Annotated in this window: 21 protein-coding genes and 1 riboswitch; of the genes, 8 read left to right on the top strand and 13 right to left on the bottom strand. The window is 73.8% G+C overall.

The window, feature by feature from the left end:
- Nucleotides 1–105: 105 nt before the first annotated feature.
- A complete protein-coding gene (locus tag ACIF6L_RS26135; RefSeq protein ID WP_396488874.1) occupies nucleotides 106–2661 on the top strand; it encodes a helicase-associated domain-containing protein in 2556 nt (851 codons plus the stop codon).
- A 34-nt stretch (nucleotides 2662–2695) separates the two neighbouring features.
- Here ACIF6L_RS26135 and ACIF6L_RS26140 read toward each other — a convergent pair whose 3' ends face one another.
- Nucleotides 2696–2956: a hypothetical protein gene (locus ACIF6L_RS26140; protein ID WP_329489159.1), complete on the bottom strand. Its 261-nt coding sequence runs from the start codon at nucleotides 2954–2956 to the stop codon at nucleotides 2696–2698.
- A gap of 103 nt (nucleotides 2957–3059) precedes the next feature.
- On the opposite strand from ACIF6L_RS26140, the gene ACIF6L_RS26145 reads away from it, so the two are divergent.
- Nucleotides 3060–3470, top strand: coding sequence for a hypothetical protein (locus ACIF6L_RS26145; RefSeq protein WP_329489158.1), 411 nt, complete (start codon nucleotides 3060–3062; stop codon nucleotides 3468–3470).
- Nucleotides 3471–3552: 82 nt separating this feature from the next.
- Nucleotides 3553–5190: a DNA repair helicase XPB gene (locus tag ACIF6L_RS26150; RefSeq protein WP_329489157.1), complete on the top strand. Its 1638-nt coding sequence runs from the start codon at nucleotides 3553–3555 to the stop codon at nucleotides 5188–5190.
- Nucleotides 5191–5203: 13 nt separating this feature from the next.
- On the opposite strand, the gene ACIF6L_RS26155 is transcribed toward ACIF6L_RS26150, so the two are convergent.
- On the bottom strand, nucleotides 5204–5398 hold the full coding sequence (locus ACIF6L_RS26155) for a hypothetical protein (RefSeq protein WP_329489156.1): 195 nt from the start codon (nucleotides 5396–5398) through the stop codon (nucleotides 5204–5206).
- A 222-nt stretch (nucleotides 5399–5620) separates the two neighbouring features.
- Here ACIF6L_RS26155 and ACIF6L_RS26160 point away from each other — a divergent pair, with 222 nt between their 5' ends.
- Nucleotides 5621–7780 (top strand): HelD family protein, encoded by a 2160-nt coding sequence (locus tag ACIF6L_RS26160; protein WP_396488876.1) that lies wholly within the window; start codon nucleotides 5621–5623, stop codon nucleotides 7778–7780.
- A 105-nt stretch (nucleotides 7781–7885) separates the two neighbouring features.
- Here ACIF6L_RS26160 and ACIF6L_RS26165 read toward each other — a convergent pair whose 3' ends face one another.
- The 3 genes from ACIF6L_RS26165 to ACIF6L_RS26175 are packed head-to-tail and all read right to left on the bottom strand — an operon-like array spanning nucleotide 7886 to nucleotide 9913.
- The gene (locus ACIF6L_RS26165) at nucleotides 7886–8572 is read right to left on the bottom strand and encodes a copper homeostasis protein CutC (protein WP_380390127.1); all 687 of its coding nucleotides are present in this window, start codon (nucleotides 8570–8572) and stop codon (nucleotides 7886–7888) included.
- A gap of 55 nt (nucleotides 8573–8627) precedes the next feature.
- The gene (locus tag ACIF6L_RS26170) at nucleotides 8628–9569 is read right to left on the bottom strand and encodes a hypothetical protein (protein ID WP_396488878.1); all 942 of its coding nucleotides are present in this window, start codon (nucleotides 9567–9569) and stop codon (nucleotides 8628–8630) included.
- The gene (locus ACIF6L_RS26175) at nucleotides 9566–9913 is read right to left on the bottom strand and encodes a PadR family transcriptional regulator (RefSeq protein ID WP_352297299.1); all 348 of its coding nucleotides are present in this window, start codon (nucleotides 9911–9913) and stop codon (nucleotides 9566–9568) included. The genes ACIF6L_RS26170 and ACIF6L_RS26175 overlap by 4 nt, the downstream gene beginning before the upstream one ends.
- 90 nt (nucleotides 9914–10003) lie before the next feature.
- Here ACIF6L_RS26175 and ACIF6L_RS26180 point away from each other — a divergent pair, with 90 nt between their 5' ends.
- Nucleotides 10004–10657: a hypothetical protein gene (locus ACIF6L_RS26180; protein ID WP_396488880.1), complete on the top strand. Its 654-nt coding sequence runs from the start codon at nucleotides 10004–10006 to the stop codon at nucleotides 10655–10657.
- A gap of 96 nt (nucleotides 10658–10753) precedes the next feature.
- Here the strand turns inward: ACIF6L_RS26180 and ACIF6L_RS26185 are convergent, their stop codons facing one another.
- The 5 genes from ACIF6L_RS26185 to thrC all read right to left on the bottom strand — a co-directional run bounded on the left by ACIF6L_RS26185 (nucleotide 10754) and on the right by thrC (nucleotide 15692).
- Nucleotides 10754–11119 carry a hypothetical protein gene (locus ACIF6L_RS26185; protein ID WP_329489150.1) on the bottom strand — a complete coding sequence of 122 codons (366 nt, stop codon included), beginning with the start codon at nucleotides 11117–11119 and terminating at the stop codon, nucleotides 10754–10756.
- Nucleotides 11120–11219: 100 nt separating this feature from the next.
- Nucleotides 11220–12842, bottom strand: a complete 1623-nt coding sequence (gene groL / locus ACIF6L_RS26190; RefSeq protein ID WP_329489149.1) for a chaperonin GroEL — start codon at nucleotides 12840–12842, stop codon at nucleotides 11220–11222.
- A 415-nt stretch (nucleotides 12843–13257) separates the two neighbouring features.
- Nucleotides 13258–13461 (bottom strand): cold-shock protein, encoded by a 204-nt coding sequence (locus ACIF6L_RS26195; protein WP_030289665.1) that lies wholly within the window; start codon nucleotides 13459–13461, stop codon nucleotides 13258–13260.
- A gap of 603 nt (nucleotides 13462–14064) precedes the next feature.
- Nucleotides 14065–14343, bottom strand: a complete 279-nt coding sequence (locus ACIF6L_RS26200; RefSeq protein WP_329489148.1) for a ubiquitin-like small modifier protein 1 — start codon at nucleotides 14341–14343, stop codon at nucleotides 14065–14067.
- 62 nt (nucleotides 14344–14405) lie between these two features.
- Nucleotides 14406–15692, bottom strand: a complete 1287-nt coding sequence (gene thrC, locus ACIF6L_RS26205) for a threonine synthase (RefSeq protein ID WP_329489147.1) — start codon at nucleotides 15690–15692, stop codon at nucleotides 14406–14408.
- A 17-nt stretch (nucleotides 15693–15709) separates the two neighbouring features.
- Nucleotides 15710–15842: riboswitch (SAM riboswitch) on the bottom strand.
- Nucleotides 15843–15991: 149 nt separating this feature from the next.
- On the opposite strand from thrC, the gene ACIF6L_RS26210 reads away from it, so the two are divergent.
- Both ACIF6L_RS26210 and ACIF6L_RS26215 read left to right on the top strand, forming a co-directional pair.
- Nucleotides 15992–17059, top strand: coding sequence for a glucosyl-3-phosphoglycerate synthase (locus ACIF6L_RS26210; RefSeq protein ID WP_329489146.1), 1068 nt, complete (start codon nucleotides 15992–15994; stop codon nucleotides 17057–17059).
- A 47-nt stretch (nucleotides 17060–17106) separates the two neighbouring features.
- A complete protein-coding gene (locus tag ACIF6L_RS26215; RefSeq protein ID WP_329489145.1) occupies nucleotides 17107–18576 on the top strand; it encodes a trehalose-6-phosphate synthase in 1470 nt (489 codons plus the stop codon).
- A 180-nt stretch (nucleotides 18577–18756) separates the two neighbouring features.
- On the opposite strand, the gene otsB is transcribed toward ACIF6L_RS26215, so the two are convergent.
- Both otsB and ACIF6L_RS26225 read right to left on the bottom strand, forming a co-directional pair.
- A complete protein-coding gene (gene otsB / locus ACIF6L_RS26220; RefSeq protein ID WP_396488881.1) occupies nucleotides 18757–19626 on the bottom strand; it encodes a trehalose-phosphatase in 870 nt (289 codons plus the stop codon).
- Nucleotides 19627–19713: 87 nt separating this feature from the next.
- A complete protein-coding gene (locus tag ACIF6L_RS26225) occupies nucleotides 19714–19953 on the bottom strand; it encodes a DUF3263 domain-containing protein (RefSeq protein WP_329489143.1) in 240 nt (79 codons plus the stop codon).
- A gap of 104 nt (nucleotides 19954–20057) precedes the next feature.
- Here ACIF6L_RS26225 and ACIF6L_RS26230 point away from each other — a divergent pair, with 104 nt between their 5' ends.
- Nucleotides 20058–20402, top strand: coding sequence for a cupin domain-containing protein (locus ACIF6L_RS26230; protein WP_396488882.1), 345 nt, complete (start codon nucleotides 20058–20060; stop codon nucleotides 20400–20402).
- Between the two features lie 31 nt (nucleotides 20403–20433).
- Here the strand turns inward: ACIF6L_RS26230 and ACIF6L_RS26235 are convergent, their stop codons facing one another.
- Complete coding sequence (locus ACIF6L_RS26235) at nucleotides 20434–21705, bottom strand: extracellular solute-binding protein (RefSeq protein WP_329489141.1); 1272 nt, start codon at nucleotides 21703–21705, stop codon at nucleotides 20434–20436.
- Nucleotides 21706–21726 lie beyond the last annotated feature (21 nt).

Here is a 21726-nt window from a genome sequence, read left to right on the forward strand (position 1 = left end):
CCGCCCACCGGCCGGTCCACCGCCTCGCACTCCCGGGCGACCACGGCCGGATCACCCTCCGACGACGGATCCCCACCACCACCCGACCCGACTAACCTAGGTCGAATGACCACACAGCAGGGCCCCCAACGCACCGGCAAAGCGCCCGCCGGCCCCCGCACCCTCGCCGAGGAGCTCCGCAGCCGCGCGGACGACGACCTCGCCGCCCTGCTCCGGTCCCGCCCCGACCTGCTCGTCCCCGTCCCCGGCGACCTCACCCAGCTCGCCGCCCGGCTCTCCTCCCGGGCCTCCGCACTGCGCGCCCTGGAACGGCTGGACCGCTTCACCCTCCAGGTCGCCGAGGCCCTGGCCGCCGCCCCCGACGGCGCGCCCCCGGCGACCGTCCGGACCCTGCTGACCGGCCCCGCCAAGGTCAAGCCGCACCCGGGCGCCACCCCGCTGAGCACCGCCGACCGGGCCGCCGTCACCGCCGCGCTCCCCCGCGCCCTCGCCACCCTGCGCGACCGGGCGCTGCTCTGGGGCCCCGACAACGGGCTGCGACTGGTCATCGCCGCCCGCGAGGCACTCGCGCCGACCGCCGCGAACCCCGGCCGCACCGGCCTCGGCCCGACGCTCGCCGACGCGACCGCCGGGATGTCCCCGGCCCGGATCCAGCAGTTGCTGGTCTCCGCCGGGCAGCCGCCGACGCCCGACCCGGTGACCGCCGTCGCCGCGCTCACCGCCCTGCTGACCGACCGCGCCCGGTGCGACGCGCTGCTCGCCACCGCCCCCGAGCCGGCCCTGCGCCTGCTGGACCGCCTGGTCTGGGGCCCGCCCACCGGCACCGTCCCGGACGCCACCCGCCCGGTCACCGCCGAGGACGCGCAGAGCCCGGTCGAGTGGCTGCTGGCCCGCGGCCTGCTGCTGCCGAGCAGCCCCGGCAGCGTGGTGCTGCCCCGTGAGCTCGCCCTGCACCTGCGCGGCGGCCGCACCCACCGCCTGGTCGAGCCGGTCCAGCCCGAACCGGCCCCGGCCGCCGCCGCGCGCGATCCCCAGGCTGTGGACGGCGCCGCCGCCGGGCAGGCGTACACCGCCGTCCGGACCGTCGAGGAGCTGCTCGACCTCTGGGGCCTCAACCCGCCGCCGACCCTGCGCGCCGGCGGCCTCGGCGTCCGCGACCTCAAGCGCACCGCCCAGACCCTGGAGAGCACCGAGCAGCAGACCGCGTTCTGGCTCGAACTCGCCTACACGGCGGGCCTGCTGGCCCCGGACGGCGAGGCCGACGAGCGCTGGTCCCCCACCCCGGCGTACGACGGCTGGCTCCAGCAGGACACCGCCGACCGCTGGGCCGTCCTGGCCGCCGGCTGGCTCACCGCCACCCGCGTCCCGGCCCTCACCGGCACCCCGGACGGCAAGGGCAAGCCGCGCGCCGCCCTCGGCCCCGAACTCGACCGCACCCTGGCCCCGTCGGTGCGCCGGGCCGCCCTCGCCCTGCTCGCCGAGCTGCCGCCCGGCACCCCCGCCACCGCCGACGAACTGCTGCCCACCCTGCGGTGGCAGCGCCCACTGCGCGGCGGACCGGTCACCGCCCGGCCCGCCGCCGACGGGCCGCACGGGGGCGCCGGGGCGCACCCGGCCGCCGGTCCGGGGCGCGACCTCCGGGACGACCTCGTCGGCTGGACCCTCGCCGAGGCCGAACTGCTCGGCATCACCGGCCGCGGCGCACTGGCCTCCCCCGGCCGCGCGCTGCTCACCGCCGAGGCCGACCCGGCCGAGGTGCTCGCCCCGCTGCTGCCGCGGCCGCTGGACCACGTGATCCTCCAGCCGGACCTCACCGCGATCGCGCCCGGCCCGCTGCTCACCCCGCTCGCCCAGGCGCTCGCGCTCTGCGCCGACATCGAGTCCAAGGGCGGCGCGACCGTCTACCGGTTCACCCCCGAGTCGGTCCGCCGCGCCCTCGACGCCGGCCGCAGCGCCGCCGACCTCCAGGCCTTCCTGGAGCAGCACTCCCGCACGCCCGTCCCGCAGCCGCTCAGCTACCTGATCGACGACGTGGCCCGGCGGCACGGCATCCTGCGGGTCGGCGCCGCCTCCTCGTACCTGCGCTGCGACGACCCGGCGCTGCTGGGCGAGGTGCTGGCCGACCGGCGCTCCGTCGACCTGCGGCTGCGCCTGCTCGCCCCGACGGTCCTGGCCTCCCAGGCCGCGCCGGACGTCCTGCTCGCCACCCTGCGCACCATGGGCTATGCGCCCGCGGCCGAGTCCGCCGAGGGCGACGTCCTGATCACCCGCCCGGACCGCCACCGCACCCCGCCGCGCGCGGCCCCCGTACCGGTACCGGACGGTCCTCCGACGCCCGACGACGTCCTGCTCGCCGCCGCCATCAAGGCGATCCGGGCCGGCGACCGCGCCGCCACCGCCGTCCGCCGGGAGCCGGCCCCCGACCCGCGCCGGCTCCCCCGCACGGCGGCGGCCGAGACCCTCGCCTCGCTCCAGACCGCCGTCCTGCTCGGCGAGCGGATGTGGATCGGCTACCTGAACGCCGAGGGGATCGCCAGCCAGCGCATCATCGACCCGGTCAAGGTCGAAGGCGGCTTCGTCACCGCCTTCGACCACCACGCGGACGAACTCCGCACGTTCGCCCTGCACCGGATCACCGGCGTGGCCGAGCTGGAGGAGTAGCGCCCTCCCGGGGCAACCGCCCGGCGACCGGCGGTCAGTGCCCCTGCTTGGCGGCCTGCTCCTTCGCCTTCTCCTGCATCGCCTTGTCGGCCATGGCCGCGATGTCCCCCTGGCCGACCGGCAGGCTGCCGCCGCCGACGGTGTCCGCGAGCAGGAAGGCGGGGGCGGCCATCAGCCCGCCCGGGCCCTCGCCGATGCCCGCGAGGGCGTGCGCCGAGCCGGCGGAGGAGGCGGTCGCGGCGAAGGCCGAACCGAGGAGGGCGAGGGCGGTGAGGGCGCGCTTCGACTTGTTCATGCCCCGCACAACGACCGACCGGTCCGCCGGTCACTGCCCGCGGTTGACGAGCCGGTCGTACCCGGCGTACTCCGGAAGGTGGGGGCTCGCGAAGGGAGTCATCGTGCTCGGCAACCGGATAGTCACGCAGACCACCAGGGACACCGGCCGGCGGGTGCTGGCCACCACGGACGGCATCCATCCCGTGGTCGAGGTCTCGTTCGAAGCGACCGGCGACGTCCTCGGCGTCGGGGTCAGGGAGTTCGCCACCTACGAGTCGCAGCTTCGCTCGGACGGCACGCTGTTCGGCGAGGGCCAGGGCGTGGGCATGAGCGAGCGCGGCGAGGGCTACAGCTGGCACGGCAGCGGCATCGGCCGCTTCACCGGCCCCGGCGGCGCCATGGCGTGGCGCGGCGCGATCTTCTTCGAGAGCCAGTCCGAGTCCTTCGCCCAGCTCAACGACACCGTCGGACTCTTCGAGTACGACACCGACGGCAGCGGCACCGGCAAGGTCACCGTGCACGAGTGGAAGTAGCCCTCCGGGTTCGCGGCGGAATGCGCGACACTGGAGGGTCTGCGTCCCTGCAGACCTGTCAGCCAGTGGAGGGCTCCCCCGCGTGAACGACGGACCGCTCATCGTCCAGAGCGACAAAACTCTTCTTCTGGAGATCGACCACCCCAGGGCCTCCGACTGCCGTCGCGCCATCGCGCCGTTCGCCGAGCTGGAGCGCGCGCCCGAGCACGTGCACACCTACCGGGTGACCCCGCTCGGGCTGTGGAACGCCCGTGCCGCCGGGCACGACGCCGAGCAGGTGGTCGACGCCCTGGTCAACTTCTCCCGCTACCCGGTGCCGCACGCGCTGCTGGTGGACGTGGCCGACACGATGGCCCGCTACGGCCGGCTCAAGCTCACCAAGCACCCCGTCCACGGGCTGGTGCTCTCCACCACCGACCGGCCGGTGCTGGAGGAGGTGCTGCGCTCCAAGAAGATCGCCCCGCTGGTCGGCGCCCGGATCGATCCGGACACCGTCGTCGTGCACCCCTCCGAGCGCGGCCAGATCAAGCAGGTCCTGCTCAAACTCGGCTGGCCCGCCGAGGACTTCGCCGGGTACGTGGACGGCGAGGCGCACCCGATCGAGCTGGACCAGAACGGCTGGCAGCTGCGCCCCTACCAGGCCCAGGCCGTCGAGGGGTTCTGGCACGGCGGCTCGGGCGTGGTCGTGCTGCCCTGCGGCGCCGGCAAGACGCTGGTCGGCGCGGCGGCGATGGCCGAGGCCAAGTCGACCACCCTGATCCTGGTCACCAACACCGTCTCGGCGCGGCAGTGGAAGCACGAACTGGTCAAGCGCACCTCGCTCACCGAGGACGAGATCGGCGAGTACAGCGGGACGCGCAAGGAGATCCGCCCGGTCACCATCGCCACCTACCAGGTGATGACCACCAAGCGGAAGGGCGTCTACGCCCACCTCGAACTCTTCGACGCCCGCAACTGGGGCCTGGTCGTCTACGACGAGGTCCATCTGCTGCCCGCGCCGGTCTTCAAGTTCACCGCCGACCTCCAGGCCCGCCGCCGGCTCGGCCTGACCGCCACCCTGGTCCGCGAGGACGGGCGCGAGGGCGACGTCTTCTCGCTCATCGGCCCCAAGCGCTTCGACGCGCCCTGGAAGGAGATCGAGGCGCAGGGCTACATCGCGCCCGCCGACTGCTGCGAGGTCCGGGTCACCCTCACCGACTCCGAGCGGCTCTCCTACGCGACCGCCGAGCCCGAGGAGCGCTACCGGTTCTGCGCCACCACGGCGACCAAGCGCCGGGTGGTGGAGGCGCTGGTGAAGAAGCACGAGAAGGACCAGACCCTGATCATCGGCCAGTACATCGACCAGCTCGACGAGCTCGGCGAGGTGCTGGACGCCCCGGTGATCAAGGGCGAGACCAGCAACGCCCAGCGGGAGAAGCTCTTCGAGGCCTTCCGCACCAAGGAGATCAGCGTCCTGGTCGTCTCCAAGGTCGCCAACTTCTCCATCGACCTGCCCGAGGCGACCGTCGCCATCCAGGTCTCCGGGACCTTCGGCTCCCGCCAGGAGGAGGCCCAGCGGCTCGGCCGCGTCCTGCGCCCCAAGGCGGACGGGCACTCGGCGCACTTCTACTCGGTGGTGGCCCGCGACACCGTCGACCAGGACTTCGCCGCCCACCGCCAGCGCTTCCTGGCGGAGCAGGGCTACGCCTACCGCATCATCGACGCGGACGACGTGCTGTAACTCCCGGCGGCGCTCAGTACTTGACGCCGTCGCGCCCGAGGAAGACCACGCGCGCGGCGGTGTCGAGCGCGATGCCGACGTTGCGGACGGCCGTGGTCAGCGGGGAGCGGCGGTGTCCGGGGCCGACCGCGGCGGTGGCCCCGGCCGGGCGGGCGGGGGCGGACTTCTGGGACGGCACTCGCGGCGCCGTGATGTGTACGGTGCTCATGTGTTCCACGGTAGTTTCCGCCCGCCCGAAGCACATCACCCCAAAGGCCGTACCGGGCAGGACGTAGGTCGTCCTCCAGGTGTACGCAGGCCCTGAGGGCCCCGGAGGGGGAACGGGGTGGAACCCCGAGGCCGCCGGGTCTAGGATCACTCGTCTGCCCCCTCCCGAACCGTGGTACCTGCTGAGTCGCGCAGGCAGCCGGGGGAGGCGCCGACCGCACGGATGGGCCCCTCCTGCCCGTCGCCGGGCAAGGAGGGACGGTCGGCTGTATCCACCGTGAGCTCCAACGATCCGCTGCGCCCGTCTCCGGGGCAGCCGGGAAGGTTCGCTGTGCCCGCCACCCCCACCACCGACCCCCTCCAGCGCGAACGCGACCACCTGGCCGCCTCCCGGGCCGCGCTGCGCGCGATGCGCGAGGACGTCGAGTCCCTGGACATCAGCGACGTGACCGGCACCTGGGTCACCGCCGTCGTGCTCCAGAACCAGATCGAGGCCCGGATCGCCGCCCTGGCCGACCTCTCGCACACCCCGCTGTTCTTCGGCCGCCTCGACTACCTGCACGCGATCAGCGAGGACCTCTCCGAGGGCTCCGGCGGCGAGAACTTCTACATCGGCCGCCGCCACGTCCACGACCACGACGGCGACCCGATGGTGATCGACTGGCGCGCGCCGGTCTCCCAGCCGTTCTACCGGGCCAGCCGCACCGCGCCGATGGACGTCGAGCGCCGCCGCCGCTTCGGCTACACCGGCGGCGAGCTGACCGCCTACGAGGACGAGCACCTCACCGACCCGGCCGAGACGGACACCTCCTCCGCGCTGCTCGCCGCCGAGATCGAGAAGCCCCGCGTCGGCCCGATGCGCGACATCGTCGCCACCATCCAGCCCGAGCAGGACGAGATCGTCCGCGCCGACATCACCGGCACGGTCTGCGTCCAGGGCGCCCCCGGCACCGGGAAGACCGCCGTCGGCCTGCACCGCGTGGCGTACCTGCTGTACGCGCACCGCGAGCGGCTCGCCCGCACGGGCACCCTGGTGATCGGCCCCAACAACGCCTTCCTCTCCTACATCGAGCAGGTGCTGCCCGCCCTCGGCGAGCTGGAGGTGGCCCAGGCCACCGTGCAGCAGCTGGTGGCGCACGTGGAGGTGCGCGGCGAGGACACCGCCGAGGCGGCCCGGCTGAAGGGCGACGCCCGGATGGCCGAGGTGCTGCGCCGGGCCGTGCGTTCGGGCATCAGCGCGCCCACCGAGCCCTGCGTGGTGGTCCGCGGCTCCCGCCGCTGGCGCGTGCCGGTGTACGAGCTCACCGAGATCCTCGAGGAGCTGACCGCCCGCGACATCCGCTACGGCGCGGCCCGGGAGGCCCTGCCCCAGCGGATCGCGCACGCCGTGCTGCTGAAGATGGAGCAGGGCGGCGAGGCGCCGGACGACCGGGTGCAGGACGCGGTGGCCCGCAACGCGGCGGTGAAGGCGACGGTCAAGGAGTGCTGGCCGCCGGTCGATCCGGCCAGGCTGGTGCACCGGCTGCTCTCCGACCCGGAGTTCCTGGCGCGGTGTGCGGAGGGCGTCCTCACCCCCGAGGAGCAGCGCACGGTGCTCTGGTCCAAGCCCGGCCGCTCGGTGCGGACCGCCCGCTGGACGCCGGCCGACGCCGTCCTGGTGGACGAGGCCACCGACCTGGTCCAGCGCACGCCCTCGCTCGGCCACGTGGTGCTGGACGAGGCCCAGGACCTCTCCCCGATGCAGTACCGCGCCGTCGGCCGCCGCTGCACCACGGGGTCGGCGACCGTCCTCGGCGATCTCGCCCAGGGCACCACCCCCTGGGCGACGGCGAGCTGGCCGGACGCGCTGCACCACCTGGGCAAGCCGGCCGCCCACATCGAGGAGCTGACCAAGGGCTTCCGCGTCCCCGAGGAGGTCATCGCCTACGCCTCCCGGCTGCTGCCCGCGATCGCCCCCGGTCTCGCCCCCGCGACGTCCGTGCGTGCGGCGCCCGGCTCGCTGACGGTCACCCGCGTCCCGGACGACGGGCTGGAGAAGGCGGTCGTCGAGGCCTGCCACCGGGCCCTGGAGCACGAGGGCTCGACCGGTCTGATCGCCGCCGACGCGCGCGTCCCGATGCTCGCCGCGGCACTGACGGCGGCCGGCCTGCCGTTCCTCTCCCCCGGCGCCGAGACCAGCGCCGAGGCCCGGCTGACCCTCGTCCCGGCCTCGCTGGCCAAGGGTCTGGAGTACGACTACGTGGTGCTGGACGAGCCGGCCGCGGTGGTCGCCGGCGAGCCGGACGAGCGGACCGGCCTGCGCCGCCTGTACGTGGCGCTGACCCGTGCCGTCTCCGGGCTGGCGGTGCTGCACGCCGAGCCGCTGCCCGACCGGCTGGGCTGACCGCGCCGGGCCCGGGACGCGCGAAGGGGACCGGCGGTATCCGCCGGTCCCCTTCGCGCGTCGAGTCGCGGACCGCCGATCGCTCAGCTGTCGGCGCTCTCACGCTCAGCCATCGATCAGGGACCGCCACTCGGCGACCTTGGAGGCGTCCACGGGGGACTGCCATCCGGCGACCCGCACCGCTCCGCCGACGTGGAAGCCGTCGAAGCCCGCCGCCCGCAAACCGGGCAGGTGTTCGGCCCGCAGGCCGCCGCCGATCAGGATCCGTTGCCCGTACCCCGGCTCGCCGGCCCTGGCCAGCTCGGCCAGCAGCACCTCCCGGCCCGCGTCCACCCCGGCCACCGCGCCCGAGGTGAGGTAGGTGTCCAGCCCGGGCAGCGCGCCGAGGGCCGCCCGGAGGGCGGCCCGGTCGGCGCTGTGGTCGATCGCCCGGTGGAACGTCCAGCGGCAGCCCGCCACCGCGTCGGCGACGGCCTCGGTGGCGGCGAGGTCGACGGCGCCGTCGGCCGTCAGGAAGCCGAAGACGAACTCGTCGGCGCCCTCGGCCCGCAGCGCGGCGGCCCGGGCCACCAGCTCGTCCAGGTCGCCCGGCGCGAAGCCGTCCCGGACGCGCAGCATGACGCGCAGCGGCAGCTCCACGGCGGCCCTGATCTTGGCGAAGTCCTCGACCGACGGGGTGAGCCCGTCGGCGGCCATGTCCGTGACCAGTTCGAGCCGGTCGGCGCCGCCCGACTCGGCGGCCTGGGCGTCCTGGGGCGTCAGCGCGATGACTTCGAAAATTGGTCTAGACATATCAGACAGCCTGCCACATCGCGAGGCGCCCGGCGAGGCCCGTACGGCCGATCGGTCACAGAGCCGAGCGGCGCAGACCCTCGATGCCCCGCCAGCCGATCCCGGCCACCGCCACGAACGCCGCGCCGACCGCGCCGACCCCCAACAGGTTCCAGATCCCACCGGCCGACTCCCAGAGGCTGAACAGGCTGAACGAGAGGGTCAGCGGCAGCACCGCCAGCCCGATCGCCGCCGGCACCAGCCAACCGCGCGCCGCGGCGCACACCAGCAGCAGCGGAACCACCAGCAGCAGGGCGGCCCACGGGTCGTTCATCAGGTACCGGGTGTCCCAGCCGCCCTGGGCGGTGACCACCAGCAGACCCCCGACCGCGCCCAGCGGCACCAGGGCCGCGGTCCGCCAGGTCGGCCGGCCCAGCAGGTCCCCCGGTGCGGCGAGCACCAGCAGGCCGGACAGCACGAACGGCAGCGCGGAGGTGGAGCTGTAGGAGAACCACCACCAGGTGACGGACCCAGCGCCCAGGACGGAGTCGGCCAGGTTCAGCAGACCGGCACCGACCACCCCGATCGACAGGACCCGGGCCGCCGTCCAGTGCCCCAGCACCGCGGCCACCGCCAGCAGCAGCGAGGCCACCGGCAGCGCGAACACGGTCAGCGCCAGCAGGACCGAGGAGTGCGCCCCCTGGATCCGCCAGGCGATCAGGTCGGGGTCGCTGACCCACGGGTAGAGGGCGGCCCCCGCGGCGGTGCCGGCCACCAGCGGAACCGCCAGCGCCAGCAGCCGCCCGGCCGCCGACGCCGAGGTCAGCCGGGCGCGCATCCGCAGGCCGTAGGCGGCGAGGTCCAGCGCCTCCCGCAGCAGGGTGGGCCGGTCCGCCTCCGCCGTGGTGTCGGCGAAGACCGCGGCCAGCTCCTCGCCGCGCTCGCGGCGGTAGCGGGCCGGGTAGAGCTGGAGCGCCGCCCGCAGGGCGACCGGCCGGTCGATGGTCTGCATGCTCACGCGAAGACCCCCCTGACCATCGAGAGCACGGCGGAGAGCCGGCGCTCGGCCTCGGAGGCGACGGCCCGCAGCCGCCCCGCCTCGGCCGCCAGCGCGCCGCGGCCGGCCGGCGTCAGCGCGTAGCTGCGCCGGGCCCGGCCGTCCACGACCTCCTCGGCGGCGACCTCGATCAGGCCCTGCTGGAGCAGCCGGTCGAGCGCGCCGTAGAGGGTGCCGGTGCGCATCTTCACCCGGCCGTCGGAGATCGCGGCGACCTCCTGGATGAGCGCGTAGCCGTGTCTGGGCGCGTCGGCCAGCGCGGTGAGCAGAAGCAGCGTCGGCTCCTGCATGGCTCGTTCTGTCATAGGACTACATATATCGTCAAACTACATATGCGTCCAGTGGACCCGCCGGACTCCGCCCGTACCGCGACCGGCACCCGCCAGAATGAGCCCATGCCGAACCAGCCCGCCGCCCCCGTCCCGGCCGACCTGCTCGCCGACTGGACCGCCCTGCTGCGCCGCTGCGGCGCCGGCGCCGACCCCGCGCCGTACGGCCGCGACCTGCTGGGCCGCTGGGCCGAACCGCAGCGCCGCTACCACACCACCGCCCACCTGCGGGCGGTGCTCGGCCACGTGGACGTGCTCGCCGCGCACGCCGAGGACCCGGACACCGTCCGGCTGGCCGCCTGGTTCCACGACGCCGTCTACCGCCCGGACCGCTCCGAGAACGAGGAGCGCAGCGCCGCCCTCGCCGTCCGGGCGCTCACCGAGGCGGGCCTGTCCGAGCCGCGGACCGCCGAGGTGGCCCGTCTGGTCCGGCTCACCGTCTCGCACCGCCCCGAACCCGGCGACCGGGACGGCGAGGTGCTCTGCGACGCGGACCTCGCCGTCCTCGGCGGCGACCCGCGGGCGTACGCCGCCTACGCGGCCGCGGTGCGCGAGGAGTACGCCTTCGTCCCGGAGCCGGACTTCCGCGCCGGGCGGGCCGACATCCTGCGCCGGCTCCTGGCCCTGCCCGCGCTCTACCGCACGCCCCTCGCCCGCGAGCGCTTCGACGCCGCCGCCCGGGCCAACCTGGCGGCCGAACTCGACCGGCTCGAAGGCTGACGCGCCGACTCGATGACTCACTGAGCGGCCGGTCCGCCCAGGACGCGCGAAGGCCCGGCCCGGCGCACGGAGCGCCGGAGCCGGGCCGGGGCAGGATCAGCCGTCGAGCCGGCCGACGGGCGCCACCACCGCCCCCGCCTTGCCGCAGACCCAGTGCGGCTCCGGCCCCAGCTCGGGCTCGACGCCCAGCGCGTGCGGGTCCCCGTCGGCCGCGCAGGAGGTGCAGAGCGGCCAGCGGCCGTAGGCCTCCAGCAGTGCGTCCTGGACGTCCTGGGCGACCAGCCCGAGCACGTACTCGGCGCCGTCCGGCCACTGCTCAAGCCACCACCGGCGGTGCGTCACGGCGTCCTCGACCAGCGACACCACGGCGGCGTCCGCCACGTCCCGCGCGGTCAGGTCGGCCAGGATCAGCGCCCGCGCGTTGTGCAGGGCGGTCTCGATGTCATCAGCGGTGGCAGCCATCCGTCCATTGTCCCAAAACGGCGCCGGACACAACGCCGCACGGGCGGCTCCCCGAGGGGAACCGCCCGTGCGATCGGGAAACGACCGATCCCGGAGGGGATCAGAAGTCCATGTCACCGCCCGGCATGCCGCCGCCGGCGGCCGCGGCGGCCTTCTCCGGCTTGTCGGCGATGACGGCCTCGGTGGTGAGGAAGAGCGCCGCGATGGAGGCGGCGTTCTGCAGCGCGGAACGGGTGACCTTCGCCGGGTCGATGATGCCCTCGGCGATGAGGTCGACGTAGGTGTTGGTGGCGGCGTTCAGGCCGTGACCGGCGGGGAGGTTGCGCACCTTCTCCACCACGACACCGCCCTCGAGGCCGGCGTTGGTCGCGATCTGCTTGATCGGGGCCTCCAGCGCCACGCGGACGATGTTGGCACCGGTGGCCTCGTCGCCCTCCAGCTCCAGCTTGTCGAACGCGACACCGGCCTGCAGCAGCGCGACGCCACCACCGGCGACGATGCCCTCCTCGACGGCGGCCTTCGCGTTGCGGACGGCGTCCTCGATGCGGTGCTTGCGCTCCTTGAGCTCCACCTCGGTGGCCGCGCCGGCCTTGATGACGGCCACGCCGCCGGCCAGCTTGGCGAGGCGCTCCTGGAGCTTCTCGCGGTCGTAGTCCGAGTCGCTGTTCTCGATCTCGGCACGGATCTGGTTCACGCGGCCGGCGACCTGGTCGCTGTCGCCGCCACCGTCGACGATGGTGGTCTCGTCCTTGGTGATGACCACCTTGCGGGCGGTGCCCAGCAGGTCGACGCCGGCGTTCTCCAGCTTGAGGCCGACCTCCTCGGAGATCACGGTGCCACCGGTGAGGATGGCGATGTCGCCGAGCATGGCCTTGCGGCGGTCGCCGAAGCCCGGGGCCTTGACGGCGACGGACTTGAAGGTGCCGCGGATCTTGTTCACGACCAGGGTCGACAGGGCCTCGCCCTCGACGTCCTCGGCGATGATGACGAGCGGCTTGCCGCTCTGCATGACCTTCTCCAGCAGCGGGAGCAGGTCCTTGACCGAGCCGATCTTGGAGTTGGCGATGAGGATGTACGGGTCCTCGAACGTCGCCTCCATCCGCTCCAGGTCAGTGGCGAAGTAGGCGGAGATGTAGCCCTTGTCGAAGCGCATGCCCTCGGTGAGCTCGAGCTCCAGACCGAAGGTGTTGCTCTCCTCGACGGTGATGACGCCTTCCTTGCCGACCTTGTCCATGGCCTCGGCGATGAGCTCGCCGATCTGGGTGTCGGCGGCCGAGATGGAGGCGGTGGAGGCGATCTGCTCCTTGGTCTCCACGTCCTTGGCCTGGGCCAGCAGCTGGTCCGAGACGGCCTGGACGGCCTTCTCGATACCGCGCTTCAGGGCCATCGGGTTGGCGCCGGCGGCGACGTTGCGCAGACCCTCGCGAACGAGCGCCTGGGCCAGCACGGTGGCGGTGGTGGTGCCGTCACCCGCGACGTCGTCGGTCTTCTTGGCGACCTCCTTGACGAGCTCCGCGCCGATCTTCTCGTAGGGGTCCTCGAGCTCGATCTCCTTGGCGATGGAGACACCGTCGTTGGTGATCGTGGGGGCGCCCCACTTCTTCTCCAGCACGACGTTGCGGCCCTTGGGGCCGAGCGTGACCTTCACCGCGTCGGCGAGCTGGTTCATGCCACGCTCAAGGCCGCGGCGAGCTTCCTCATCAAAGGCGATGATCTTGGCCATCAGAAGTGGTCCTCCGGGACACGGTCGACTGCTCGGACCAAGGGGTGCCCGCGACGGACGGCCCTGGTGTGCGGGGGTCCTTTCCCCTACCGCTCCCGGGGGCCTCACCGACCCAGTCCGCTGTCACTCTCACACTGTGAGTGCTAACGCCAATGATTAGCACTCCGGGTAGGCGAGTGCAAGCCCAATCGCCCAACCCGCGAGCCGCGTCCGCCCCCTGCGGCCGCCGTCGGCGAGCCCCCGACGAGCCCCCGACGGGCCGCCGCCGCGGTGTCCGGCACCCCCGCGCCGGACGCCGCGCGGGCCCCCGCCGGACATGCCGACGGGCCCGTACGACATGTGTCGTACGGGCCCGTCGTGAAGCAAGAGGTGCACCAGCCGAATGGGCCGAGCCGAACTCCTGGGGTCGGAAAGGTCAGACCGCGGCGCGGACCATGTCCGCCTGCGGGCCCTTCTGCCCCTGAGAGATCTCGAACTCGACCCGCTGGCCCTCCTCAAGGGTGCGGTAGCCGTCCATCTGGATCGCGCTGTAGTGGACGAAGACGTCCGCACCACCGTCGACCGCGATGAAGCCGTAGCCCTTCTCCGCGTTGAACCACTTGACGGTGCCCTGAGCCATTCCGAACTCCCCTAGTGCTGTGCTGGCCCTTCACGCGCCCGCAGGTCGCGGGCCCGGGTCTGGTTTGAGGCCGGCCCGGGGAACCCCCCCTGGGCGCAGCCGTGCACGCCACAATCGTCCGCGGAGACCACCGGAAGGCCTCCGGTGAGCGGGTGATTGCGTCGACCGCGGCTGAATGTATCCGGATCGACGCCCTCTGCAACAGGGTCAACCGCTGGGAATTCCCTAGGTCCGCCAGGGGACAGGCCAGACCAAAGCGGGAGGAAATCGGCATTTCACGCCGGACATAGCGGACGAATTACTCAAATGCCTTCGAGAATTCTGACATCGGCCTGACATGTTTCACGGTCACGGCCCCGGCGCCGGTCTCAGCGGCCGGACAGACACCGGCGGTACGGGCGCGGACGGAGTTCGAGTACCGGCGCGAGGGGGGTGGGGCGGCCCTCTTCCCGGACGAGCCACACTCTACTCCCCCGGACCGCGAAATATTCCCGCCGGAATGCGGCGGGCCGCCCGCGCGTACGGAGATCGGAATTCCGTACGCACGGACGGCCCGGTCGAAAACGGGTCGGCCGATGAAAGGCCAGGTCGGAAAGGGGCGGATCAGCAGCCGCCGGCCACCGCCGGAATGATCGAAACGCTCGCGCCGTCCTTGATCTCGGTGGCCAGGCCCTCGGCGAACCGGACGTCGTCGTCGTTGACGTAGACGTTGACGAACCGGCGCAGCTTGCCGGCGTCGTCCAGGATCCGGGCGGCGATCCCGGCGTGGTTCCGCTCCAGGTCGGCGATGACGTCGCCCAGGGTGGCGCCCTCGGCGGCCACCTCGGCGGCGCCGCCGGTGTAGGTGCGCAGGATGGTCGGGATGCGGACGGTGGCGCTCATGGGGGATCTCCTCGGGCGGTGCGGCCGGGCGGCCGGTACGGGCTGCGGGGGCTGCGGGCGGGTCAGGCGGACGCGAGGCCGGCGTCGCGGAACGAGGCCAGCGTCGGGCGGATGACGGTGGTCATCCCGGAGTCGGAGACGGCGTCCAGCGTCTTCAGGCCGTCACCGGTGTTGATCGCGACGGTCTCCTTGGCCGGATCCAGCTGTCCGGTCTCGACCAGCTTCTTCAGCACGCCGACGGTCACCCCGCCCGCGGTCTCGGCGAAGATGCCCTCGGTCCGGGCCAGCAGCTTGATCGCGGCGACCACCTCGGCGTCGGTGACGTCCTCGACCGCCCCGCCGGTGCGCCGGGCGATGTCCAGCACGTAGGGGCCGTCGGCCGGGTTGCCGATCGCCAGCGACTTGGCGATGGTGTCCGGCTTGACCGGCCGGATCACGTCCTGGCCGGCCTTGAAGGCCGCCGACACCGGCGAGCAGCCCGCCGCCTGGGCGCCGAAGATCCGGTACGGCCGGTCCTCGACCAGGCCCAGCTTGATCAGCTCCTGCAGGCCCTTGTCGATCTTCGTCAGCTGCGAGCCCGAGGCGATCGGGATGACGATCTGCTCCGGCAGCCGCCAGCCGAGCTGCTCGCAGATCTCGTACGCCAGCGTCTTGGAACCCTCGCCGTAGTACGGGCGCAGGTTGACGTTGACGAAGCCCCAGCCCTCACCGGCCGGGTCGCCGATCAGCTCCGAGCAGAAGCGGTTCACGTCGTCGTAGTTGCCCTCGATGCCGACCAGCTCGCCACCGTAGACACCGGCCATGACGACCTTGCCCTGCTCCAGGTCGTGCGGGATGAACACGCAGGACTTGAACCCGGCCCGGGCCGCCGCCGCGCCCACCGCGCCGGCCAGGTTGCCGGTCGAGGAGCAGGAGAGGGTCGTGAAGTGGAACGCGCGGGCCGCCTCGATCGCGCAGGCGACCACCCGGTCCTTGAAGGAGTGCGTCGGGTTGCCGGAGTCGTCCTTGACGTGCAGCTGGGCGGTGAACCCGAGCTCGCGGCCCAGGTTGTCCGCCTTCACCAGCGGGGTCCACCCCGGGTTGAGGTTCGGCTTGTCGGCCACGTCGGCCGGGACGGGCAGCAGCGGGGCGTAGCGCCAGATCGACGCCGGACCGGCCTCGATCCGCTTGCGGAGCTCCTCCGCGCCCTCGCTCCCGAAGTCGTAGGCGATCTCCAGCGGCCCGAAGCACTCCAGGCAGGCGAAGCTGGGACCGAGCGGGAACCGGGTACCGCACTCCCGACAGGACAGTGCGACGGCGGGACCGAGATCAACGGTCGCGGGGGCGGCTGCGGCGGTGTCGATAGCCATGATGGCGGAGGCCTCTCTCCTCATCTTCCCCGTGACGCGGGCGCGCCACAGGCCGGAATTGGCACCTGTCCCGCCGGGGCCGGAGGCCTGCCGTGCGAGAAGGTTGCCGGGACGTCAACGGGCCGTTCCCTCAGTCCCTCTGGATGAGCTCTGTGAAGTTGTGGTCCTGCTCAGCGGCGACCCCGGCGTGCGAAGGTCCGATCGCTGTACGAAGACTGTATCCGAAGGCGTCAACCCTGAACGGGACCGTCCGCCACGCGAGATGCCCCGTCCCACCCCGATCCGTCGAGGAGAGTTCCGTGCCCGCCGAACCGACACCCGCGCTCCTCCCGAAGGCGGCGTCCTGGCTGCGCCGCCGCTCCTGGAGCGCGGCCGACCGCCCGGTGGGCGCCCTGCTGGCGGCCAAGCAGGCGGCGGGTCGGGCCGGCACCGTCAGCGTGGTGCTGCCCGCCCTGGACGAGGAGGCCACCGTCGGCGACATCGTCCGCACCGTGCGCCGCGAGCTGATGGAACGCCTGCCCCTCGTCGACGAACTCGTCGTCGTCGACTCCGGCTCCGTCGACGGCACCGCCGCCGCGGCCGCCGAGGCCGGCGCCCGGGTCGTCCACCGCGACGACATCCTGCCCCGGCTGCCCGCCTCCCCCGGCAAGGGCGAGGTGCTCTGGCGCTCGCTGCTGGTCACCAGCGGCGAGATCGTCTGCTTCGTCGATGCCGACCTGCGCTCCTTCGACCCCGCCTTCGTCTCCGGCATCATCGGCCCGCTGCTCACCGAGCCGGACATCCAGCTGGTCAAGGCCATGTACGACCGGCCGCTCGAAGTGACGAACGGCTCCGGCTCCGGCGACGCCGCCGTGGTCCCCTCCGGCGGCGGACGGGTCACCGAGCTGGTCGCCCGCCCCCTGCTCAACCTGCACTGGCCGGAACTCGCCGGTTTCGTCCAGCCGCTCGGCGGCGAGTACGCGGCCCGCCGCTCGCTGCTCGAACGGCTGCCGTTCCCCACCGGCTACGGCGTGGAGCTCGGCCTCCTGGTGGACGCCCTGGAGCTCGCCGGCCTGGACGCCCTCGCCCAGGTGGACGTCGGCGTACGCCACCACCGCCACCAGGACAGCCAGGCACTCGGCCGGATGGCCGCCACCATCTACCGCACCGCCCTGGAACGCCTGGACCGGACCCACCGGCTGAAGGCCTCCGCCGACCTGGTCCACCCGCTGCTCACCCAGTTCACCCGGGACCCGCGCACCGCGGCCGGGCCCCCGGCCGGCGGCGCCGCCATCTTCACCCCGCACACCCATGCGATCACGGCGGAGGAACGGCCCCCGATGCACACCGTCCCGGAGTACGCCGCCCACCACGGCCACCAGGCCTGACGCCGGACGGGGGTTTGCCGACCCGGGCCCACGGCAACGTACCAACCATGGGCGATCTCACGACCGAACGTTCGAGTGCGACCGGTTCCGCCACCGTACTGGTGGCCTCCAACCGGGGACCGGTGTCATTCAGTACCGCGGCCGACGGCACCCTGACCCTGCGCCGGGGCGGCGGCGGGCTGGTGTCCGGACTCTCCGCGATCGACGACCCGCATGCCGTCTGGGTCTGCGCGGCGCTCGGCGACGCCGACCGCCGGGCCGCCCGGGAGGCCCCCGACGGCCGCCTCGACCGAGCCGGCCACGACGTCGGCGGACAGGCCGTCCGGATGCTGGACATAGACCCGGAGACCTTCGCGGCCGCCTACAACGGCGTCGCCAACTCCACCCTCTGGTTCGTCCACCACCTGCTCTACGCCACCCCGACGGCCCCCTCCTTCGGCGCGGAGTTCCGCTCCGAATGGCAGTCCTACCGCGCCTACAACGCCGCCTTCGCCGAGGCCCTCGCCGCCGAGGCCGCGCCCGGGGCCGCGGTACTGATCCAGGACTACCACCTCTCGCTGGCCCCGGCCCTGCTCCGGACCGCCCGCCCCGACCTGCGCATCGGCCACTTCTCGCACACCCCGTGGGCCCCGCCCGAGTACTTCCGGCTGCTGCCGGACGACGTCGCCGAGAGCGTCCTCACCGGCATCCTCGGCGCCGACCGGGCCGCCTTCCTCACCCGCCGCTGGGCCCTCGCCTTCGCCGACTGCTGCGCGGACGTCCTCGGCGCGGACGTCGACCGCGAGGCCCTCACCGTGACGCACGCGGGCCGCACCACCCGGCTCGGCGTGCACGCCCTCGGGGCCGACGCCGACTTCCTGCGCGAGCGGTCCCACCGCCCGGACGTCGACGAGCGGCTCGCCACCCTGCGCGAGGCGGTCGGCGGGCGGCGCACCGTCGTCCGGGTCGACCGCACCGAGCTGAGCAAGAACATCGTCCGCGGCTTCCAGGCCTACCGGCACCTGCTCCGCACCCGCCCCGAGTGGCTGGACAGCGTGGTGCACATCGCCTTCGCCTACCCCTCGCGCACCGACCTCGCCGAGTACCGCGCCTACACCGCCGAGGTCGAGCGGCTCGCCGCCGAGATCAACGCGGAGTTCGGCACCGCCGACTGGCAGCCGCTGATCCTGCACGTCAACGACGACTTCCCGCGCTCCCTCGCGGCCTACCGGTTGGCCGACGTCGCCCTGGTGAACCCGATCCGCGACGGCATGAACCTGGTCGCCAAGGAGGTACCGGTGGTCTCCGACCGCGGCTGCGCCCTGGTGCTCTCCCGCGAGGCCGGCGCCCACGCGGAGCTGGCCGACGACGCCCTGTGCGTCAACCCGTACGACGTCATCGCCACCGCGGAGGCCCTGCACACGGCGCTCACCATGCCCGAGGACGAGCGCGCCGACCGCACCAAGCGCCTCGCCGCCGCCTCGACGGCGCTGCCGCCGCAGCAGTGGTTCCTCGACCAGCTGACGGCGCTGGACTGACCGCCGCCGTGGCGGCCGGCGGCCCCCCCCCCCGCCGGCCCCGCCCCCCCGAGGGGCCCCGGGGCCCGGGCCCCCCCGCCGCGGCCCGGGCCCGGAGAACCCCCCCCCCCCCCGCCGCGGGCCGCCCCCCCCCCGCCCGCGCCCCCCCCCCCCCCCCCCCCCCCCCCCCCCCGCCCGCCTCTAGGAGCCCTGGGCCCGGTCCCCGAGCGCCGCTCCCAGCGCCGTCAGCAGCCCCACCACGCCGGCCGGGCCGGCGACCACCAGGTCCGCCCGGTCGGCGAGCTCCCGCACCGGCGCGTCGCCGTCGACCGTGCCGCTGCACACCAGCAGGCCGGCCAGCCCCTCGCCGCGCAGCTTCTCCACGGCCGCGAAGGCCGCCACGTCCCCCAGGTCGTCCCCCGCGTAGAGCACCGCCCGGGCGGCCCGCTCGCGCAGGAACCCGGTCAGCGCGGCGCCCTTGTCCACGCCCGGCGGCCGCAGCTCCAGCACCAGCCGGCCCGGCTCCACCACCAGCCCGTGCTCGGCGGCCAGCGCCTCCACCGGGGCGCGCAGCAGCTCGAACGCCTCCTCCGGCGCCTCCGTCCGCCGGGTGTGGACGGCCAGCGAGCGCCCCTTGTCCTCCACCCACGTCCCGGCCGGCGCTCCGACCCGCGCCAGTACGCCGTCCAGCGCGGCCCGTGCCCGTGCCACTCCCGGGTGCGCCGGCGGCGCCGTCAGCTCACCGCCCTCCCAGCGCTCGGCCCCGTAGTGCCCGAGCACCACCACGCCGTCGACGTCGCCGAACCCGCCGTACTCCACCGCCAGGGCGGCCGGCCGGCCGGTCACCACCACGATCGCGCCGACCCGGGGCGCCAGCTCCGCCAGCGCGCCCGCCGCCCCCGGATGCGCCCGCGCCCGGCTCGGATCCGCCACGATCGGCGCCAGCGTCCCGTCGAAGTCGAGCGCCACCACCGCCTCCCGGGGCGCCCGGAGGATCGCCTCCAGCCCCGCCCGTCCGGCCTCGTTCCCCGGCTCCGCCATCTCCTCAAGACCCATGTCCTCAAGACCCATGTCCGGAACCTACCCAGCCTTCCGGGCCCGACCCGCCCCCGGACCCGGGAACGCCCCGGCAGCCCGAGCGGCCCGGGGCCACCCGGGCTACCGGGCCGCGCGCCGTGCCTCCCGCACCCGCCGCAGCCGGTTCACCAGCACCGGCGCGTGCGCCAGCGCCGCCGGCCGGTCCAGCAGGGCGTTCAGCAGCTGGTAGTAGCGCGTGCTGGAGAGCCCCAGCTCCTCGCGGATCGCCCGCTCCTTGGCCCCGGCCGTCCGCCACTGCCGCCCTTCGAGCTCCAGCACCGCCGTGTCCCGCTCGTCGAGCCCGTCCGTCCCCGCACCCATCCGCGACCCACCTCCGTCCAGCACTACGGAGTGTCATTCTCCCCCGGCGAGGCGACACACCTTGCGCCCCCGCCGGCGTCCCCGCCCGGGCTAGCGTCACCCCCATGACGCCCAGCTTCGCCGTGCACATCCCGACCGCCGAGCTCGAACCCGACCCGCTCGACCCGGCCCAGATCGTCTCCGGCACCCCCGAGGTCTCCGGCCGCGTGCTCTCCGAGTCCCCCGACGGCCGCCAGCTGCGCGGCATCTGGCAGATCACCCCCGGCGTGGTCACCGACGTCGAGGCCGACGAGATGTTCGTGGTGCTCAGCGGCCGGGCCACCGTCGAGGTCGACGGCGGCCCGACCCTGGAGGTCGGTCCGGGCGACTGCGCCGTCCTGCGGGCCGGCGACCGCACCACGTGGACGGTCCACGAGACCCTCCGCAAGGCCTACGCCATCACCCTCTGACGTCCGCACCGACCGCCCGGCCCGGGATCCGTCACTTGCGGACCCGGGCCGCCTCCTTCACCGCGGACTCCTGGAGCCCCTCCAGCACCTGCTTGGCGTCGCCCGTCACGGCGCCGCCGATCCCCGCCTTGATCCGGTTGCTGACGTCCGCCCAGGCCGGGTCCCCGAAGGGGTAGAAGCTCGCGTTGGTCAGCCCGGCCGCGAACTGCTTGAGGTCCTCGTGCCTCCCGTCCTTGGTCACCGCGGTGAAGGCGTCCTGGGTGACCGGCAGCAGGTTGTACGTCTCGTCGAACTTGAGCTGGTTGTCCTTGGCGTACACGAAGCTGAGGAACTTGCGGATCTCGTTGCGGTGCCCGTTCGCCTTGAACGCCATCATCCAGTCGGCCACCCCGAGGCTGCCGGTCTTCGCCAGCCCGTCCTTCTTCGGGATCGGCGCCGTGCCGAAGTCGATCTTGCCCTTGGCCGCCATCCGCAGCAGCGTCGGGTGCCCGTTGAGCATCGCGACCTTCCCGGCCGCGAAGTCGGTGAACATCGGCGTGCGGTTGGTCTTCCCGGGATCGGGGTTGGTCAGCTTGGTGTCGACCAGGTTGGTGCGCAGCCAGGTGAAGGTGGCCTGGTTCTCCGTGCTGTCGATGGTGTAGTTGCCGACGTCGTCGGAGAGGCTGCCGCCACCGCTCAGCGTCCACAGCATCGACTCGGCCGGGGCCTCCTCGGGGCCGAGCGGCAGCCCGTACGGCGTGACCCCCGGCACCTTGGCCTTGATCTTCTCGGCGGCCTGCCGGAGCTCGTTCCAGGTGGCCGGCGGCTGGGTGATCCCGGCCTTCTGGAAGACCGCCTTGTTGTAGAACAGCACCCGGGAGGAGGAGACGAACGGGATGCCGTACTGCGTCCCGAGCACCTGGCCGGCGTGCGCGAACGACTCCATGATGTTGGCCTGGGTCTCCAGCGAGAGGACGTCACCCGCCGGGTACAGCCGGTTCGCCACCGCCTGGTCGGCGAAGCCACCGGTCTGCAGCAGGTCGGGCGACTTGCCGGCGGCCACCAGGTCGTCGACCCGCTTGCCGATGTCGGTCCAGCTCGTCACCTCGACGTCGATCCGGATGTCCGGGTTGGCGGCCTCGAAGCGGCGGGCGACGTCGTCCCAGTACAGCTTGGAGCTGGTGGCCGCGTCCTCGCCGTAGTCGGCCGCCACGAGCTTGAGGGTGACGGTCTTGTCGTCCTGGCCGCCGCAGCCGGTGAGCAGCAGCGCTCCGGCCAGCGCGGTGCCGAGCAGCCGGGTGGGGGCCTGGGCGCGCCTGATCAACGCGGGTACCGCCTTCGGGGG

Origin of the sequence: Kitasatospora sp. NPDC086009 (assembly GCF_044540385.1) — a bacterium.
Classification (GTDB): Bacteria; Actinomycetota; Actinomycetes; order Streptomycetales; family Streptomycetaceae; genus Kitasatospora.

What these genes read in the sequence shown, in the direction of transcription:
- ACIF6L_RS26215 (WP_329489145.1), top strand. Translation starts at nt 17,107, where the DNA reads ATGGGCGATCTCACGACCGAACGTTCGAGTGCGACCGGTTCCGCCACC.
- ACIF6L_RS26230 (WP_396488882.1), top strand. Translation starts at nt 20,058, where the DNA reads ATGACGCCCAGCTTCGCCGTGCACATCCCGACCGCCGAGCTCGAACCC.
- ACIF6L_RS26195 (WP_030289665.1), bottom strand. Translation starts at nt 13,461, where the DNA reads ATGGCTCAGGGCACCGTCAAGTGGTTCAACGCGGAGAAGGGCTACGGC.
- ACIF6L_RS26140 (WP_329489159.1), bottom strand. Translation starts at nt 2,956, where the DNA reads ATGAACAAGTCGAAGCGCGCCCTCACCGCCCTCGCCCTCCTCGGTTCG.
- groL (WP_329489149.1), bottom strand. Translation starts at nt 12,842, where the DNA reads ATGGCCAAGATCATCGCCTTTGATGAGGAAGCTCGCCGCGGCCTTGAG.
- ACIF6L_RS26135 (WP_396488874.1), top strand. Translation starts at nt 106, where the DNA reads ATGACCACACAGCAGGGCCCCCAACGCACCGGCAAAGCGCCCGCCGGC.
- ACIF6L_RS26160 (WP_396488876.1), top strand. Translation starts at nt 5,621, where the DNA reads ATGGGCCCCTCCTGCCCGTCGCCGGGCAAGGAGGGACGGTCGGCTGTA.
- ACIF6L_RS26165 (WP_380390127.1), bottom strand. Translation starts at nt 8,572, where the DNA reads ATGTCTAGACCAATTTTCGAAGTCATCGCGCTGACGCCCCAGGACGCC.
- ACIF6L_RS26175 (WP_352297299.1), bottom strand. Translation starts at nt 9,913, where the DNA reads ATGACAGAACGAGCCATGCAGGAGCCGACGCTGCTTCTGCTCACCGCG.
- otsB (WP_396488881.1), bottom strand. Translation starts at nt 19,626, where the DNA reads ATGGGTCTTGAGGACATGGGTCTTGAGGAGATGGCGGAGCCGGGGAAC.
- thrC (WP_329489147.1), bottom strand. Translation starts at nt 15,692, where the DNA reads ATGGCTATCGACACCGCCGCAGCCGCCCCCGCGACCGTTGATCTCGGT.
- ACIF6L_RS26225 (WP_329489143.1), bottom strand. Translation starts at nt 19,953, where the DNA reads ATGGGTGCGGGGACGGACGGGCTCGACGAGCGGGACACGGCGGTGCTG.
- ACIF6L_RS26185 (WP_329489150.1), bottom strand. Translation starts at nt 11,119, where the DNA reads ATGGCTGCCACCGCTGATGACATCGAGACCGCCCTGCACAACGCGCGG.
- ACIF6L_RS26200 (WP_329489148.1), bottom strand. Translation starts at nt 14,343, where the DNA reads ATGAGCGCCACCGTCCGCATCCCGACCATCCTGCGCACCTACACCGGC.
- ACIF6L_RS26155 (WP_329489156.1), bottom strand. Translation starts at nt 5,398, where the DNA reads ATGAGCACCGTACACATCACGGCGCCGCGAGTGCCGTCCCAGAAGTCC.
- ACIF6L_RS26180 (WP_396488880.1), top strand. Translation starts at nt 10,004, where the DNA reads ATGCCGAACCAGCCCGCCGCCCCCGTCCCGGCCGACCTGCTCGCCGAC.